General features: G+C 53.6%; 18 protein-coding genes, 1 tRNA gene and 1 pseudogene. 18 read left to right on the top strand and 2 right to left on the bottom strand.

What is annotated here, in order from left to right; translation table 11 throughout:
* The first annotated feature begins 121 nt into the window (after positions 1–121).
* From G462_RS0110275 to secF, 9 genes and pseudogenes are all read left to right on the top strand, one after another.
* Positions 122–212: transfer RNA gene (locus G462_RS0110275), tRNA-Ser, on the top strand.
* Positions 213–398: 186 nt separating this feature from the next.
* On the top strand, positions 399–1,061 hold the full coding sequence (locus G462_RS22410; protein WP_035477459.1) for a SanA/YdcF family protein: 663 nt from the start codon (positions 399–401) through the stop codon (positions 1,059–1,061).
* 3 nt (positions 1,062–1,064) lie between these two features.
* Entirely contained in the window at positions 1,065–2,009 is a 945-nt protein-coding gene (locus G462_RS0110265) for a S1 family peptidase (protein WP_157378599.1), read from the top strand.
* Between the two features lie 386 nt (positions 2,010–2,395).
* Positions 2,396–3,301, top strand: coding sequence for a serine protease (locus tag G462_RS0110260; RefSeq protein WP_169720160.1), 906 nt, complete (start codon positions 2,396–2,398; stop codon positions 3,299–3,301).
* Between the two features lie 90 nt (positions 3,302–3,391).
* Positions 3,392–4,438 (top strand): tRNA preQ1(34) S-adenosylmethionine ribosyltransferase-isomerase QueA, encoded by a 1,047-nt coding sequence (gene queA / locus G462_RS0110255; protein WP_026958921.1) that lies wholly within the window; start codon positions 3,392–3,394, stop codon positions 4,436–4,438.
* Between the two features lie 34 nt (positions 4,439–4,472).
* Positions 4,473–5,596 (top strand): annotated as a pseudogene (tgt, locus tag G462_RS22405) (tRNA guanosine(34) transglycosylase Tgt).
* Between the two features lie 124 nt (positions 5,597–5,720).
* Positions 5,721–6,056 (top strand): preprotein translocase subunit YajC, encoded by a 336-nt coding sequence (gene yajC, locus G462_RS0110245; protein WP_026958920.1) that lies wholly within the window; start codon positions 5,721–5,723, stop codon positions 6,054–6,056.
* Positions 6,057–6,083: 27 nt separating this feature from the next.
* A complete protein-coding gene (gene secD / locus G462_RS0110240) occupies positions 6,084–7,937 on the top strand; it encodes a protein translocase subunit SecD (protein WP_051326666.1) in 1,854 nt (617 codons plus the stop codon).
* Positions 7,938–7,947: 10 nt separating this feature from the next.
* Positions 7,948–8,895 (top strand): protein translocase subunit SecF, encoded by a 948-nt coding sequence (gene secF, locus G462_RS0110235; protein ID WP_026958918.1) that lies wholly within the window; start codon positions 7,948–7,950, stop codon positions 8,893–8,895.
* A gap of 68 nt (positions 8,896–8,963) precedes the next feature.
* Here the strand turns inward: secF and G462_RS0110230 are convergent, their stop codons facing one another.
* Positions 8,964–9,683, bottom strand: a complete 720-nt coding sequence (locus G462_RS0110230) for an SDR family NAD(P)-dependent oxidoreductase (RefSeq protein ID WP_211234211.1) — start codon at positions 9,681–9,683, stop codon at positions 8,964–8,966.
* Positions 9,684–9,931: 248 nt separating this feature from the next.
* Here G462_RS0110230 and G462_RS0110220 point away from each other — a divergent pair, with 248 nt between their 5' ends.
* Together G462_RS0110220 and G462_RS0110215 are read left to right on the top strand one after the other, a co-directional pair.
* On the top strand, positions 9,932–10,300 hold the full coding sequence (locus tag G462_RS0110220) for a rhodanese-like domain-containing protein (protein ID WP_026958916.1): 369 nt from the start codon (positions 9,932–9,934) through the stop codon (positions 10,298–10,300).
* Between the two features lie 3 nt (positions 10,301–10,303).
* On the top strand, positions 10,304–10,555 hold the full coding sequence (locus G462_RS0110215) for a hypothetical protein (RefSeq protein WP_026958915.1): 252 nt from the start codon (positions 10,304–10,306) through the stop codon (positions 10,553–10,555).
* A gap of 98 nt (positions 10,556–10,653) precedes the next feature.
* Here G462_RS0110215 and suhB read toward each other — a convergent pair whose 3' ends face one another.
* Entirely contained in the window at positions 10,654–11,457 is an 804-nt protein-coding gene (suhB, locus tag G462_RS0110210) for an inositol-1-monophosphatase (protein WP_026958914.1), read from the bottom strand.
* Between the two features lie 152 nt (positions 11,458–11,609).
* Between suhB and trmJ the strand changes: the two genes are divergently transcribed.
* The 7 genes from trmJ to hscA all read left to right on the top strand — a co-directional run bounded on the left by trmJ (position 11,610) and on the right by hscA (position 17,265).
* Positions 11,610–12,347: a tRNA (cytosine(32)/uridine(32)-2'-O)-methyltransferase TrmJ gene (trmJ, locus tag G462_RS0110205; protein ID WP_026958913.1), complete on the top strand. Its 738-nt coding sequence runs from the start codon at positions 11,610–11,612 to the stop codon at positions 12,345–12,347.
* A gap of 78 nt (positions 12,348–12,425) precedes the next feature.
* On the top strand, positions 12,426–12,896 hold the full coding sequence (gene iscR / locus G462_RS0110200; protein WP_026958912.1) for a Fe-S cluster assembly transcriptional regulator IscR: 471 nt from the start codon (positions 12,426–12,428) through the stop codon (positions 12,894–12,896).
* A 32-nt stretch (positions 12,897–12,928) separates the two neighbouring features.
* Positions 12,929–14,143 (top strand): IscS subfamily cysteine desulfurase, encoded by a 1,215-nt coding sequence (locus G462_RS0110195; RefSeq protein ID WP_026958911.1) that lies wholly within the window; start codon positions 12,929–12,931, stop codon positions 14,141–14,143.
* Positions 14,144–14,164: 21 nt separating this feature from the next.
* Positions 14,165–14,548 (top strand): Fe-S cluster assembly scaffold IscU, encoded by a 384-nt coding sequence (gene iscU, locus G462_RS0110190; protein WP_026958910.1) that lies wholly within the window; start codon positions 14,165–14,167, stop codon positions 14,546–14,548.
* A gap of 16 nt (positions 14,549–14,564) precedes the next feature.
* Positions 14,565–14,888, top strand: coding sequence for an iron-sulfur cluster assembly protein IscA (gene iscA, locus G462_RS0110185; RefSeq protein ID WP_026958909.1), 324 nt, complete (start codon positions 14,565–14,567; stop codon positions 14,886–14,888).
* Positions 14,888–15,406, top strand: a complete 519-nt coding sequence (hscB, locus tag G462_RS0110180) for a co-chaperone HscB (protein WP_026958908.1) — start codon at positions 14,888–14,890, stop codon at positions 15,404–15,406. The genes iscA and hscB overlap by 1 nt, the downstream gene beginning before the upstream one ends.
* Positions 15,407–15,411: 5 nt before the next feature.
* A complete protein-coding gene (gene hscA / locus G462_RS0110175) occupies positions 15,412–17,265 on the top strand; it encodes a Fe-S protein assembly chaperone HscA (protein WP_026958907.1) in 1,854 nt (617 codons plus the stop codon).

Genomic DNA, 17,265 nt, shown 5'->3' with positions numbered 1-17,265 from the left:
GAGTTGGCGCTTTTTTCCGCGACCAAGCGCGATTTCTGGTGCTGCCGTTTAAATACTAAGCACTTGAACACAGTAGGGGTTTACAAGCTTCGGGCAACTCCGTAATATTCGACCCCGCTGCGGAGGGGTGGCAGAGTGGTCGAATGCACCGGTCTTGAAAACCGGCGTGGGTTAATAGCTCACCGAGAGTTCAAATCTCTCCCCCTCCGCCATCTTCTTCTAAGAGGCTCGCCAACGCTAAACGCGTACACGGTGGGCCTTTTTTGTTTCTAGCTTCCCTTGAATTCCCTACCTGTTAATCAGTACTATCTGATTCATTGACGATGTTCGCTCAAGACTAAGCTATCAAGTTTTTCATAGGTTTAGCTTTGTAGTAAGTACTTAACCAAGGTTCGAGTTTGTTTAAAAAGCTGGCGCTGGGATGTGTTGCCACACTGCTGACCATTCTGCTGCTGTTAATCGCTGTTGATCGCTATATCTCGCATCAAGTCGCCGGGATGTGGAGCCGTGACATCAACCAAGTCGAGCCAATGCCGGTGGCCTTGGTGTTCGGCACCAGCAAATACGTGGGCAAGCGCCTTAACACCTTCTATCAGTTCCGCATTGAAGCCGCCGCCAAGCTCTACCAACAGCACAAGGTGGATGCGCTGATCCTCAGCGGTGACAATGCCACCCGCTACTACAACGAGCCGATCACCATGCTCAACGACCTGCTGCGTATGGACATTCCGCGCAAGCATATCGCCTTGGACTATGCGGGCTTTCGTACCCTCGATTCGGTGATTCGCGCCCAGCAGGTGTTCGGACAGCAGCGGGTGTTATTGGTATCGCAGCAGTTTCATGTAGAGCGGGCACTCTACATCGCCAAGGTCAAAGGGCTGGATGCCCGCGGCTTTGTGGTGGATGACGCGCCGCGTAAGTTTCATTGGCGGGTGCGGCTAAGAGAAGTACTGGCTAGGGTGAAGGCCCTGATTGATCTACACATATTTAAGGCCTCTCCCCACTTTTTGGGAGAGCCGGAGCAAGTTGAGTTTAGAGAGACCTTCGAGTTAAAGGAGTAAGTCGTGCGAGGGAAAATTGCCTTAGGGTTATGGATGTTGGTGGTATCTGTTAGTTCAGTCGCTGAGGAGGCCAGTTCGCGTATCTTTGGCGGGGAGAGGGCTAACCCCGATAACTACCCGTTTTTTGCCAAGATTATCGTCGAGGATAATCAGGAGTTCTTTTTTTACTGTGGCGGTGCGATTGTCGATGAACAGTGGATTCTGACCGCTGGGCACTGTGTGTATGACTCTGAGAACAACCAGATCCAACCCGCCAGTAAACTAAGAGTGGTACTGGGCGCTTCGCCAATCCCCAGTGATAGATACCAAGATTTAGTTCGCGTTGACGAAGTCGTGCTCCACCCTAACTACTTCGAGTTAGTGGATGGCGCTGCCGAGTTCGATTTTGATTTTGCCCTGTTGCGACTTGCTGAGCCGGATACTGAAGTAAGCCCGGCTGACTACCCAACCTTACTAGATAGCTCAGTCTATGATTCGGCAATCATGGTTGGTGAAGCGTTGCGGATTATTGGCTTTGGGCGCACCGAGACTGCGTCTTCTTCCGATAATTTACTGCGTGCAGATATTCCAATGATCACCCGGGGTGAATGTCAGGCGATTTGGAGACCTAATGACCCTATTACTGAGCAGATGTTCTGCACCTTCTCTGACACTCAGGATGCCTGTAATGGGGACAGTGGCGGCCCGGTACTTTATGGCAGCCCGGGTAACTATCAGTTAGTCGGCGTGGTGAGCTGGGGAGCTAGCTCTTGTAGAGGTGCTCCCGGGGTTTACTCTGACATTGGTAGTGTGCGTGATTGGGTGATTGAGACGAGTGATGGAAGTATTGTTCCAGAGTCACTGACTTTCAACAATGATAGCGGCAGTGGGGGCTCCACTGGCTTTGGCTTACTGCTGCTGTTAGGTGGTGTATTACTCGGTCGATTGCGTTGTCGAGCAGCACGCTAAGCTGATGTTTGTCAGTGCCGCACCGCGCGGAGCAAATCGAGCGCCTAGCAATCGCTCGAAGTCACGATAACCACGTAAATCCGCAGCCTTGTTAAAGCAAGGCTGCGTTATTTCCAAGCGCTAAAACTTACCTGCATACCCAAGTTCGTTTTGTCTTCTTTTTCTTCATAAACCAATACACCATACCTTCTGCTGAGTAGCTGCGTTGTTAAGCATTGACGCTAGCTGATGACTCCCTAGTACAAAAGTCTCACACCTCTAAAACTTGTTTATACTACGCTTAAAAAACGTAAATAATCGCTAATTCAATGACTTGTTAACGTTGTTGAAGCTTGCACTGAACCTGTTCGGTGATGAGTGAAGCAGTAGTTTGAATGGAGTGGGGTATGATGCCGATAGATAGAATCGTAATAGGCTTAACACTCAGTTTACTCGTTGCTGTGGGCCAAGCTGCTGAAAAGCCCTCAGAGAGCACCCAAGTCTCGCCAAGAATCGTCGGTGGTGAGGATGCCAATCCAGATGACTATCCATTTTTTGCTAAGGTCTTTGCTGACGGATCTTCCTGTGGTGGTGTGTTGATCTCCGACGAGTGGCTGTTAACTGCAGGCCACTGTGTTTATGAAGAGGGAGTTGTTGCTGCGGCAGATACCTTTGCACGCATCGATACGGAGATATTGCTAGTCAGCGAGATCTACTTGCATCAGAGCTACAACGATAGCTCCCTCGATTACGATTACGCGCTGCTCAAGTTGTCCGAGCCCTATGCTGGAAACCTGGAGCTGCCTATCTTGGCAAGTGCCTCGATATACCAAGAACTCACTCCAGATGCTGACAGCCTGACTGTCATCGGCTTTGGCTATATAGCGGGAGGCGGCCCGCCAGCGACAAGCTTACAGCAAGTGCAGATCCCTTTGATTACAGTTGAACAATGCAGAGAGTTTTGGTCAGGGCAGCTAATCAGTAATCGTATGTTCTGTGCTTACCATCCTGAGCGTGACGCCTGCAACGGTGACAGCGGTGGCCCGGTATTGTTCGGCTCACCCGGCAGCTTTCAGTTAGTCGGTTTGGTTAGCTGGGGCGACAATGCCTGTATCGAGATGCCCGGGGGCTATGCCGATGTGGGCGTAGTGCGTTCATGGATAGATGGTGTGCGAGCTGGCGATTATCCAGCGAGCGAGGCGGGCGAACTGCGAGACTCAGGTGGTGACTCAGGCGGTGCGACAGGCCTGCTCTGGTGGCCGCTATTGCTGTGCCTGCTGTGGCTGAGACGCTTTAGGGAACAGGCGCTCTAACCCCCGTTCAGTCATTTACTGACTGTGCTTGCTATTGCCACGCGCTGTCACTAAACTTGCCCGGTTTAATTTTTGACTAGGTAAAGTGGCATGCGCGTAGCCGATTTTTCTTTCGAACTCCCAGATGAACTGATCGCCCGATATCCCAAGCAGCAGCGGACCGATAGCCGCTTGTTGTGCTTGGATGGTAATAGTGGCGAGCTAGTGCACGCGCAATTCCCCGACCTGCTTGAGCAAGTGCGTCCCGGCGACCTGCTAGTGTTTAATAACACTCGGGTGATCCCGGCGCGCCTGTTCGGCCAGAAGTCCACCGGTGGCAAGCTGGAAGTGCTGGTGGAGCGAGTGCTCGATGAGCACCGGGTATTGGCCCATGTGCGCTGCTCTAAAACGCCGAAAGAGGGTGCTAAGCTGCGTATTGAAGATGCCTTCGACGCCACCATGTTGGCCCGTCATGACGCGCTGTTCGAGCTGCGCTTTGACGATGAGCGTACGGTGCTGGAGTTATTAGAACGCTTTGGCCATATGCCGTTGCCGCCGTATATCGACCGCCCCGATGAAGACTCTGACCAAGAGCGTTATCAAACCGTATACAACGAGAAGCCGGGAGCTGTGGCTGCACCAACGGCCGGCCTGCATTTTGACGACGGCCTGCTGGCCAAGATCAAAGCGAAGGGTGCCGATCTGGCGTTTGTGACCCTGCATGTTGGGGCGGGTACCTTCCAGTCCATCCGCGTTGATAACGTTAAAGAGCATCAGATGCACTCGGAGTATGCCGAGGTTAGCCAAGAGGTGGTCGATAAGGTGTTGGCGACCAAGGCGGCCGGTGGCCGGGTTATCGCGGTTGGCACCACCTCGGTTCGCTCACTGGAGAGCGCAGCACAAGCGGCATTGAAGAAAGGCGAGCCGCTGCAGGCTTTCGCTTCTGAAACCGACATCTTTATCTACCCGGGCTATCAGTTCCAAATTATCGATGCCATGGTAACCAATTTCCACCTTCCCGAGTCGACCCTGATTATGTTGGTGTCGGCCTTTGCCGGGAAGGATAATATCGTTCACGCCTATACATCGGCGATTGAACAGCAATACCGCTTCTTTAGCTATGGTGATGCGATGTTTATCACCCGCAAAGAAGCCTAACCTTATCAGACTGTTTCTCTGAACTGAGGCAACTATGAAATACCAACTTGATACTACCGACGGTAAAGCCCGTCGCGGCCGCCTGATCTTTGATCGTGGCGTGGTTGAAACCCCCGCTTTTATGCCAGTGGGCACCTACGGCACGGTAAAGGGCATGACCCCAGAAGAAGTGGCCGAGACTGGCGCTCAGATCCTGCTGGGTAACACCTTCCACCTGTGGCTGCGTCCGGGCCAAGAGGTGATGCGCGCCCATGGCGATCTGCATGACTTTATGAACTGGCAGGGCCCAATCCTGACCGATTCAGGCGGCTTCCAAGTATTCAGCCTGGGTGATATCCGTAAGATCACCGAAGAAGGCGTGCATTTCCGCAATCCGGTAAATGGCGACAAGATCTTCCTCACGCCCGAGAAGTCGATGGAAATCCAGAACGATCTGGGCTCTGACATCGTGATGATCTTCGACGAATGTACCCCGTACCCGGCCACCGAAGAGGAAGCCGAGAAGTCGATGCAGATGTCACTGCGCTGGGCCAAGCGCTCGCGCCAGCGTCACGACGAGCTGGACAACAACAATGCCTTGTTCGGCATTATTCAAGGTGGCGTGTATGAGCACCTGCGAGATGTATCCCTTGATGGGCTGGTGGATATCGGCTTCGATGGCTACGCGGTCGGTGGTCTGGCTGTGGGCGAACCGAAAGAAGATATGCACCGCATTCTGGATTACATTGCTCACAAGGTACCGGAAGATAAGCCGCGTTACTTGATGGGCGTGGGTAAGCCAGAAGACCTGGTAGAAGGCGTGCGTCGCGGTATTGATATGTTCGATTGTGTGATGCCGACCCGCAATGCGCGCAACGGCCACTTGTTTACCTCAGAGGGGTAATTAAGATCCGCAACGCGAAACACCGTGAGGACACCAGCCCGCTGGATAAAGAGTGTGATTGTTACACCTGTAAGAACTACAGCCGTGCCTATCTGCACCATCTCGACAAGTGTAACGAGATCTTGGGTGCGCGCCTGAACACCATCCATAACCTGCGTCACTATCAACGACTTATGGAAGATTTGCGCGAGGCGATTGCCCAAGGTAGATTAGACGACTTTGTGGCAGAGTTTTACGAGAAAATGGGTAAAGACGTGCCGCCACTGGCTGATTAATAGCCACTACCAACCGATGTCGGTAATTATCTGTTGGTTTGATTGCTAATAAGCCTTGTAAATTGATCCAAAGGCCCCATCTCTTTGGGAGCCTTTGGATATTTGTATTAATAGAGAGGAAGCTATGAGCTTATTTATTTCTTCGGCCCACGCCGCAGCTGAAGCACCAGCAGGTGGCGGTATGGAAATGATTTTCATGATGGCCATTTTTGCGGTGATCTTCTACTTCATGATCTACCGCCCGCAGTCTAAGCGTGCCAAAGAGCATCGCAACCTGATGAGCTCACTCTCTAAGGGTGATGAAGTACTGACCACCTCTGGTCTGGTGGGTAAAATCACCAAGATTGCTGATGACAGCGACTACATCCAGCTGACCATGAGCGAAGACACCACCCTAACTCTGAAAAAAGACTTTATCTCAGCGGTTCTGCCGAAGGGTACCCTGAAGTCAATTAACTAATCTTCCACCCTACAGGGGACGTTTACCTTGTTAAACCATTATCCTTGGTGGAAGAACCTGTTGGTCACGCTGGTCGTGGCCATCGGGTTTGTGTACGCCTTACCCAACCTTTACGGCGAAGACCCTGCCGTACAAGTGTCTGCAACCCGCGGCGCTGAAGTTCAAGCTTCTGATCTCGATACTATTCGCAACGTCCTTGATGAAAATAGCATTGAATACCGTTCGGTAGCCTTCGAAGACTCGCTGCTGCTGGTGCGCCTGCGCAACGAATCTGATCAGCTGCCGGTACGTGACCTGCTGGCTGAGTCTTTGGGCAACGATTACGTGGTGGCATTGAACCTGGCTGCGGCTACTCCGGGGTGGCTGGAAGCGCTGGGCGCTGGCCCACTTAAGCTTGGCCTCGACCTGCGTGGTGGTGTGCACTTCCTGATGGAAATCGATATGGATGCCGCCATGGAGAAGACCATGGAAGGCATGGTTCAGGATTTCCGCAGCGTGCTGCGTGAAGAGAAGATCCGCTACTCCGGCGTGCGTATTCAAGGCGATAAAGTGGTTATCCGCTTCCGCAACGAAGAAGCGTTGAAGCAAGCTGAGCGCTTCCTGACTCGCACCTACCGCGATTACGAGATTGTTGAAAGCTCAGTGGCTGATACCCTGCGCCTCGACGTCAGCATGACTGAAGAGTTCCTCAAGCAGACCCGCGACTATGCGGTTCAGCAAAACATCACCATCTTGCGTAACCGTGTGAATGAGCTGGGTGTTGCCGAGCCGCTGGTTCAGCGCCAAGGCGCCGAGCGCATTGTAGTTCAGCTGCCGGGTGTCCAAGACACCGCACGCGCCAAAGAGATTCTGGGCGCAACCGCAACCTTGGAGTTCCGTCAAGTTGATAACAATGCAGACCCGCGCGATGCCCTGCAAGGCCGTGTACCGGTTGGTTCGCAGCTGGCGCGCCGCGCCGATGGCAGCCCTGTGGTTCTGCGTAACCAAGTTATCTTGACCGGTGACCACATCGTGGGCGCACAGTCAGGCTTTGACGAATACAGCCGCCCGCAGGTAAATATCAGCCTGGATGCCCAAGGCGGCACCAAGATGGCTAACTTTACCCGTGACGCAATTGGCGAGCCGATGGCGACCCTGTTCATCGAGTACAAGCCGACGGGCGAAGAAGATGAGAATGGCCGTGCCATTTTGGAGCGCCACGAAGAGGTGATTAACGTTGCCACCATTCAGGCTCGCCTGGGTCGTAGCTTCCGCATTACCGGCATCGATTCTCCAGCTGAAGCTCAGAACCTGGCACTGCTACTACGCGCCGGTGCATTGATTGCGCCGATTCAAATCGTAGAAGAGCGCACCGTAGGCCCAAGCCTGGGTCAAGAGAACATCGACAAAGGCTTTATGGCGATTGTCGGTGGCCTGATTGCGTTGCTTATCTTTATGCCGCTGTACTACCGCAAGTTTGGTCTGGTGGCCAACATTGCCTTGGTGGCCAACGTTGGTGTGATTATCGGTGTGATGTCGATGATCCCGGGGGCAACCCTGACCTTGCCGGGTATGGCGGGTATTGTACTGACCGTTGGTATGGCGGTAGATGCGAACGTGCTGATCTTCGAGCGTATTCGTGAAGAGCTCAATGAAGGACGCAGTCCTCAGCAGGCGATTCACTACGGTTACAGCAACGCTCTGTCGACCATCTCTGATGCGAACATCACCACCTTGATTACTGCGTTCATCCTGTTTGCCATCGGCACCGGGGCGATCAAAGGCTTCGCAGTAACCCTGATGATTGGTATTGCAACCTCCATGTTCACCGCAATCGTGGGTACCCGCGTGGTAGTGAACTTGGTATGGGGTGGCAAGCGCATCGACAAGCTTTCGATATAGGAGCACGACCTTGTTTTATATTTTCCGACCAAAAGGTGTAGTGCCATTCATGGCCCACCGCAAGCTGTTTATCGGCTTGTCGGTTGTGCTGATGCTTGCATCCATCGCCACGCTGGCAATCAACAAGATTAACTGGGGCTTGGATTTCACCGGCGGTACCGTCATCGAGGCTGAGTTCTCTCAGCCTGCTGATTTGAATCAGGTACGCGAAGTGATGACCGAGGAAGGCTTCCCTGACATCGTGGCCCAGTACTTTGGCTCACAACGCCAAGTAATGTTGCGTCTGATGCCGCGCGAAGGCGTGGAAACCACCCACATCGGTGACCAGGTTATCGAGATCCTGCAAGAGCAGATCGACCCACAGGTTGAGATGCGCCGCATCGAGTTCGTAGGTCCGGCAGTGGGTCAAGAGCTGGCGGAGCAGGGCGGTCTGGCGATTATCGCTGCGCTGGGTTGTATCCTGCTCTACGTTGCCTTGCGCTTTGAGTGGCGCATGGCTGTGGGCGCGGTATTGGCATTGGCGCACGACGTGATTGCCACCTTGGGCCTGTTCTCGCTGTTGCAGTTGGAGTTCGACCTAACCGTGGTAGCCGCGCTACTAACGGTAGTGGGTTACTCGCTCAACGATACCATCGTGGTATCTGACCGTATCCGTGAGAACTTCCGCAAGCTACGTAAGGGCGATGCTGAAGAGGTGATCGATACCTCACTGACGCAAACCTTCAACCGTACCATTGTGACCTCGTTGACCACCTTGTTGGTACTGACCTCGCTGTTCTTGCTCGGCGGTGACATGATCCACAACTTCGCCATCGCCTTGCTGTTTGGTGTGTTGGTGGGTACTCACTCGTCGATCTACGTTGCCAGTACCTTGGCACTGGCCTTGGGCATTAAGAAAGAAGACTTTATGCCGAAGGAGATCGAGAAAGAAGGTGCCGATCAGGAGCCGCTTATCTAAGCGCCTTGGTTTACCCATCAAAAAGCGGGCTGTATGCTCGCTTTTTTTGTGCCATACACAGAGACGAATTAGGGCTCAATGACCTCTCCCTGCCAATCAAATAGCCCTCCTGATTGCTCAGGATTAGCGCGATTTAACTGCTCTACCAAGTATCCTGCTGCTTGCTGTGGCTCAAAGCGCTTATAGGCCTTACCACTAAACGGCGCTGAAAGCGGCGTGTCTACGGTGCCGGGGTGATAGCCCATCACACACAACTTGGGCATCGCCAGGCGCATCTCCAAGGCGAGATTCTTTAGGCCCATATTCAGCGCGGCCTTGCTCATGCGGTAGCCATACCAGCCACCGAGGCGATTATCGCTGATACTGGAAACCCGCGCCGACAGCGCCATAAATACGCTGGGGTGTGACTTATCGAGTAGCGGGATAAAGTGCTTGGCCACAAGCAATGGACCGCTGGCATTCACTGCAAACAGCGTAGCGAGCTTATCTCCATTGATTTGGGCGAGGCGTTTTTCCGGCTGGATTGCCGCGCTATGCAGCAGGCCAGTACAAACCACCACTGCATGCAGGCTGCGCCCAGGCAGAGATTGAGCTGCGTCGGCAATGCTGGACTCATCACAAAGGTCGAGATGGTGACAAGGCGCATTGGCGTGTTCAGGCGAGCGGGCAAATCGATGGACCTTGTCCACCTCGCTCTGCTGTTCTAGCAGCTCACACACCGCTTGCCCTAGGCCGCCACTGGCGCCGATTACCGCAATGTGAAGCTGGTTACCGAGATTTGTCAGCAACAGAGATTCCTTGTTTGGCTATCGCTTGAATGCTTGTTACGCTGTGTGCCTATCTTAATACCAATCTACATAAGTGACTGATCATTCTTGCTGGTTAAAATCATCGATGACAGCGTCAACGCTTTTGTAATTAGTCCACTAGTTACGGCAAGCGCCTCCTTGTCCTCAATGATTTTCCCTGCGCAATATCTGATCATTAACTTATCCAGATTGGTATAAGTTCATCGTCATTATGAGAGGGAGTTTCCATGCAGCATAGCCCCAAGTTTTTGGCTCTAGTCGATCAGTGTCGCGCTAACATCCAAGAGTGCGACGTGCATCAGGTGAAACAGTGGTTGGATGCCGGCGACGAGTTTGTGCTTATCGACAACCGCGAGCAGGACGAGTGGCAGAAAAGCCGTATTCCGGGTGCGCAGTATATGGGGCGTGGTGTGCTAGAACGCGATGTTGAGCAGCGTTTCCCGGCAACAGACACCAAGCTGGTGATCTACTGTGGCGGTGGTTTCCGCTCGGCGCTCAGTGCTGACAACCTAGTCAAAATGGGTTATACCCAAGTGATATCCATGGATGGCGGGATACGTGGCTGGCGCGAAGCCGGTTATCCCATTGAGGAGTAGCACATGCTGATTTATGCATGGGATTTAGACGAGCGCACTCATTACTTCACTGAGCAGAGCGAAGCGCAAGAGGCCTTTGATGTGGCCGCTCAAGAAGGTGGCTTTCCGGAATGGCGCGAGCCGGCCGAGTTGCTCGGTTTGTTGGATGCCAAGGATCAGTTGCTGGGTGAATTCGCCAAGCGTATTGCGTTTTTGGAGCTGAGTCTGGAGCGGGCCGAGCTCAAAGGCAATGATTTTGATTTGGGCGCGGAGTAGCCTCTGCAACTAGCCCTATCAGCGAACTCGCCTGATGCGATTTTTGCGCACAAAAAAAGCCAGCACGATGCTGGCTTTTCTGTCCCAATGAGTGGCACTTAGCCCTTCATTGAATCCGGCAGGTGAGGGCGCATCACTGACAGCATGCCTTTAACCACTTTCGGGTTACCGCATACGATGTCACCGGCGCGGTATACATCGCTGCCACCGGCGAAGTCGGTTACGATAGCACCAGCTTCACGGGCAATCAGCTCACCAGCAGCTAAGTCCCAAGGCTTAAGACCCATCTCCCAGAAACCGTCGTGACGGCCAGCGGCAACATAGGCTAGATCCAGCGCGGCCGAGCCAGCGCGGCGCATGTCACCACATTGGTTAAACAAGGCTGCGAACATTGCCAGGTAGCTTTCCATGTAGTGCTTACGCTTGAATGGGAAACCGGTCGCCAGAAGGGCGCCATCTAGCTCTTTGGCAGCGCTGGTGCGCAGGCGGTAGTCGTTTAGCTGGGCGCCTTGGCCACGGCTTGCTGAGAACAGCTCGTTGCGCAGCGGATCGTAAACCACGCCGTGCTCGGTGCGGCCTTTTACGCGCAGCGCAACAGAGATAGCAAAGTGTGGAATACCTTTGATGAAGTTGGTGGTACCGTCGAGTGGATCGATAATCCACTGGTAGTCGTTGTCCTTGCCTTCCACCATACCGCTCTCTTCAGCGATGATGCTGTGGTCTGGGTAAGACTTAAGGATGGTTTCGATAATCGCTTGTTCAGCGGCCTTGTCTACGTTGGTTACGTAGTCATTGGCGCTTTTCGCCATAGTCTCAACTTTGTCGAGTTGCTCGTAGGCACGAGTAATTACCTTACCGGCATTGCGCGCAGCACGAACTGCGATGTTTAGCATCGGATGCATAGATACCACCAATTTGTGAAAAGAACTGCCTAAATTTTGGACGGCGGAGTATAAAGCAAAGCTTCAGCAAAGACAATCGGCGATTACATAATTCTCGACCGCTTGGCTAGGTATGCTACAATCCGCGCGTTTATTTTCCCTTGAGGTTTTTAATGTTAGACAAGGTTAGGGTGGTATTGGTAGGTACCAGCCATTCAGGCAATATCGGCTCAGCAGCGCGCGCCATGAAAACCATGGGTATCTCCAAGCTCTATCTGGTGGATCCGCAGTGCGAAGTGGATGGAAAATCGGTGGCCTTAGCCGCTGGCGCATCCGATGTGCTGGCCAATGCGGTGGTAGTCGATGAGCTGCATCAGGCGATTGGCAACTGTCAGTTGGTAGTAGGTACCTCCGCGCGCTCCCGAACCTTGGACTGGCCAATGCTGGATGGCCGCGAAGCGGGCCAAAAGCTGGCAGAAGAAGGGCAAAGCGGCGAAGTCGCCCTAGTGTTTGGCCGTGAACGTACCGGCCTGACCAACCAAGAGCTGCAGCAATGCCACTACCATGTGTGCGTACCGGCAAATCCTGAATACAGCTCCTTGAATTTGGCGATGGCCGTCCAAATATTGTGTTATGAAGTGCGCATGGCCAGCCTCGAGCAACACCCAAAGCGCGAAGAAGAATACCCGCTGGTCGACGATCTCGAGCTGTACTACCAGCATCTCGAGCGCTGTATCACCGACACTGGGTTTATTATCAAACCGCATCCGGGAAAAGTGATGGACAAGCTTCGTCGAATGTTCAATCGCATCCGTATGGATAAACAGGAGCTCAACATTATGCGTGGCATCCTGACCTCGGTCGATAAGCAGATTGAGCTAGCCAATAAAGCGAAGGATAAACCTGAGTAAAATAGTCGGGTTTAATACTTGACCAAAATAGTCAGGTATGACAGAATTTTGCTAAATGGAAGCTGACAAGGTTCAACTATGCGCTTGACTTCAAAAGGCCGCTACGCGGTGACAGCAATGCTCGACGTGGCGCTTCACATGAGTGAAGGCCCGGTTCCGCTGGCGGACATTTCAGAGCGCCAAGGTATCTCACTCTCTTATCTGGAGCAATTGTTTGCCCGCCTGCGAAAGCAAGGCTTGGTGAGCAGTGTGCGTGGCCCCGGTGGCGGTTACCGCTTGGGGATGGAAGCTGATGATATCGCTGTAGGCATGGTGATCCACGCAGTGGACGAGTCCATCGATGCAACCCGCTGTCACGGCAATGCCGATTGCCAAGGCGGCAAGCCATGCCTGACCCACTCGCTGTGGAATGACCTCAGTGAGCGCATTGCCGATTTCCTGGATGGCATCACCTTGGGTGAGCTGATGCGTGAGCGCCAAATCGTTAGCATCGCGCAGAATCAAGATCGTCGCCAGCAAGGCGGTGATACCATAAGAATTAGTTTATAAGCTGGGCTGTCTCGACAGTAACGGAGAAAGTAATGAAACTGCCAATTTATCTGGATTACTCTGCGACCACTCCCGTGGACCCTCGGGTTGCTGAGAAGATGATGCAATACCTCAGCGTTGACGGGGTATACGGCAACCCGGCATCTCGCTCTCACCGCTTTGGCTGGCAGGCCGAAGAAGCGGTAGATATCGCGCGCAACCAAATCGCGGATCTGGTGAACGCCGACCCTCGCGAAATCGTGTTTACCTCTGGCGCGACCGAATCTAACAACCTCGCCATCAAAGGTGCGGCCAACTTCTATGGTAAGAAGGGCAAGCACATCATCACCAGCAAGACCGAGCACAAAGCTGTGCTAGACACCTGCCGTCAGCTGGAGCGTGAAGGTTACGAGGTAACGTACTTGGAGCCTGAGACCAACGGCATTATCGACCTAGCCAAGTTGGAATCCGCGCTGCGCGATGAAACCGTACTGGTTAGCATCATGCACGTGAACAACGAGATCGGTGTTATCCAAGACATTCAAGCCATCGGCGAGTTGTGCCGCAGCAAGAAGATTTTGTTCCACGTTGATGCCGCGCAAAGCGCAGGCAAGATTGAGATTGACCTGCAGGCGCTGCCTGTGGACATGATGTCCTTCTCTGCTCACAAAGTTTATGGCCCGAAAGGTATTGGCGCCCTGTATGTACAGCGCAAACCGCGTATCCGCCTCGAAGCGCAAATGCACGGTGGCGGCCATGAGCGTGGTATGCGTTCAGGTACCCTGCCGACTCACCAAATCGTTGGCATGGGCGAAGCCTTTGCCCTCGCCAAGCAAGAGATGGCGGAAGAGAATGCCCGCATTCGCTCGCTACGCGACCGCTTCTGGAATGGCATCAAAGACGTAGAAGAGACCTACGTAAATGGTGATATGGAGCAGCGCGTGGTGCACAACCTAAACGTGAGCTTCAACTATGTTGAAGGCGAGTCGCTGATGATGGCGCTCAAAGACTTGGCGGTCAGCTCGGGTTCAGCCTGTACCTCTGCCAGCCTGGAGCCATCATACGTGCTGCGTGCACTGGGTATGAATGACGAACTGGCACACAGCTCAATTCGATTCTCCTTCGGTCGCTTTACCACCGAAGAAGAAGTGGATTATGCAGTGAAAGTAATCCACGAAGGTATTGCCCGTTTGCGTGAGATGTCTCCGCTATGGGATATGTTTAAAGACGGCGTAGATCTGAGCAAGGTCGAGTGGGCCCATCACTAAAACGGTATTTGGAGAGAGATTATGGCTTACAGCGACAAGGTTATTGACCATTACGAGAACCCACGTAACGTAGGTTCCTTCGAAGACAAAGACGATGCCCATATCGGCACCGGCATGGTGGGTGCACCGGCTTGTGGTGATGTGATGAAGCTGCAACTTAAAGTAGGTGATGACGGCGTAATTGAAGATGCCAAATTCAAGACCTACGGCTGCGGTTCTGCGATTGCATCTAGCTCACTGGTTACCGAGTGGGTTAAGGGTAAGACGCTGGATCAAGCATCAGAGCTTAAGAACACTGAAATTGCCGAAGAGCTGGCTCTGCCACCTGTGAAGATCCACTGCTCGATTCTGGCAGAAGATGCTATCAAGGCGGCAATTGCCGATTACAAAAAGAAAAACGCCTAAATATTAAGAGGTAAGCATGGCTGTAACACTCACCCAAGCGGCTGCAAATCATGTCAGTCAGTTTCTGCAAAATCGCGGTTCAGGGATTGGCGTGCGCTTGGGGGTGAAAACCTCCGGCTGCTCAGGTATGGCCTATGTGTTGGAGTTTGTCGATGAAGTGGCGGGCGACGATATCTTGTTCGACAGCTTCGGCGTGAAGGTGATTGTCGACGAGAAAAGCCTGGCTTACCTCGACGGCACCGAGCTGGATTTTGTTAAAGAAGGGCTCAATGAAGGCTTCGCCTTTAACAACCCTAACATCAAAGATGAGTGCGGTTGCGGCGAGAGTTTCAACATTTAATGAACTACTTCGAGCTGTTCTCACTCACTCCAAGCTACCAGCTGGATCTTAGCGATTTAGCTGGTCGCTACCGCACCCTTCAAAGCCAGTTCCACCCCGATAAGTTTGCCGGCGAAAGCGCTCAGGCTCAGGCCATTGCCATGCAGCGCGCAGCGCAAATTAACGATGCTTACCAGACCCTTAAAGCACCACTCAATCGTGCTCAATACCTGCTTAGCCTGCAAGGCATTGAGCTGGCAGGCGAGCAGCAAACCGTTAGTGACGTCGAGTTTTTGATGCTGCAAATGGAGCTGCGTGAGCAGCTTGAGGGCTTACAGGCAGCTGCCGACCCCGAAGACGCTATCGATAAACTTGCGGCGCGTTTAAACAAAGACCGACGCAGCTTGAGTGATGACTTCGAAAGCGCCTACAATGAAGGCCATTATCAGCAGGCGGGCGATATCGTGCGCAAGCTTAAATTTTACGCTCGGCTTGAGCAGCAGTTGCAGCAAGCTGAAGAACAACTTCTAGATTTTTAATCGCTATGGCATTACTCCAAATTGCTGAGCCGGGTCAGTCAGCGGCGCCGCATCAGCACAAACTGGCTGTGGGTATCGATCTGGGTACCACCAACTCATTGGTTGCCACCGTACGCAGTGGCAGTGCGAAAGTGCTGCCCGATGCCAACGGTAACCTGCTGGTTCCCTCGGTAGTGCGTTATCAAGCCGATGCGGTCACGGTTGGCCTTGAGGCCGCCGAGCACCGCATCAGCGACTCGCACAACACCATCACCTCGGTTAAACGTCTGCTCGGTAAAAAGCTGGCCGATGTTGACCAGTCTCACCTGCCTTATCGCTTTGCTGAGCAAGACTCGCCACTGATTGAAACCGTGGCAGGCCCAGTGAACCCGATTCAGGTTTCTGCTGAGATCCTAAAATCCTTGGCGGCCCGTGCGAGCGAGAGCCTGCAAAGTGAGCCTGACGGAGTAGTGATTACCGTTCCGGCCTACTTCGATGATGCCCAGCGCCAAGGCACCAAAGACGCCGCCCAGCTAGCGGGTCTGCATGTGTTGCGTTTGCTCAACGAGCCCACCGCCGCAGCCATTGCCTATGGTCTGGATAGTGGCGATGAAGGCGTGATTGCGGTCTACGACCTTGGCGGCGGCACCTTCGATATCTCGATTCTGCGCCTGTCCAAAGGTGTGTTTGAAGTACTGGCAACCGGCGGCGACTCCGCCCTTGGCGGCGATGACTTCGACGCGGCGATTGTTGGCTGGTTGCAACAGCAAGCGGGTATCAGCGATCTCGCTGACAGCCAATTGGTGCGCCAGCTCTATAGCCTAGCCACCGCCGCCAAAGTTGCGTTAAGCGATAGAGATAGCACCGAGATTGTGCTTGATAGCCACGGCTATCAGTGGCGTGGCGATCTAAGCCGTAGCCAGTTTGATGAGCTGGTTGCCCCGCTGGTGCAACGCTCTATCCGCGCTTGTCGCCGTGCGCTGCGTGATGCCGGGATTGCTCAAGACGAGGTCGGCGAAGTGGTTATGGTTGGCGGTTCGACTCGGGTACCTAAGGTGCGCGAGGACGTGGCCAGTTTCTTTGGCCAACAGCCGCTAACATCCATCGACCCGGATCAGGTGGTCGCCATTGGGGCGGCGCTGCAAGCCGATATCTTGGTGGGTAATAAAAAAGACGGTGAGCTTCTGCTACTGGATGTGACTCCTCTGTCGCTGGGTATTGAAACCATGGGTGGCTTGGTGGAGAAGGTGATACCGCGTAACACCACCATCCCGGTGGCGCGCGCTCAAGAGTTCACCACCTTCAAAGATGGCCAAACCGCAATGGCGATCCACGTGCTGCAAGGCGAGCGTGAGCTGGTTGACGATTGTCGCTCTCTGGCGCGCTTTACCCTGCGCGATATTCCGCCTTTGGCGGCGGGCGCTGCGCATATTCGTGTGACCTTCCAGGTTGATGCCGATGGGCTGCTGTCGGTGACCGCCATGGAGAAAGAGACCGGCGCGCAAGCTTCGGTACAGGTGAAGCCTTCTTACGGGCTGGAAGATGACGAAGTCACCCGTATGCTCAAAGATTCGATTACCCATGCCAAAGACGATATCAGCATGCGTATGCTACGTGAGCAGCAGGTGGAAGCCTCGCGCTTTATCGAAAATATGACCGCGGCGCTGGACGCTGACGGCGAAACCCTGCTGGCGGCCGATGAGCGCACCCTTATCGAGCAGGCTATGCAAGCCTTGGCAAACGTGGCGGCGAAAGATGATGTAGCTGCCATCGAGCAGGCGATTAAGACGCTTGATCAGCAAAGCCAAGAGTTTGCCGCTCGCCGCATGGACAACTCAATTAAACAAGCCTTGAAAGGGCAAAGCGTGGAAGGACTGTAG

The sequence above is a fragment of the Aliagarivorans taiwanensis DSM 22990 genome (assembly GCF_000429505.1).
Taxonomy (GTDB): Bacteria; Pseudomonadota; Gammaproteobacteria; order Enterobacterales; family Celerinatantimonadaceae; genus Aliagarivorans; species Aliagarivorans taiwanensis.
This window is presented reverse-complemented; position numbering and strand designations above follow the sequence as displayed.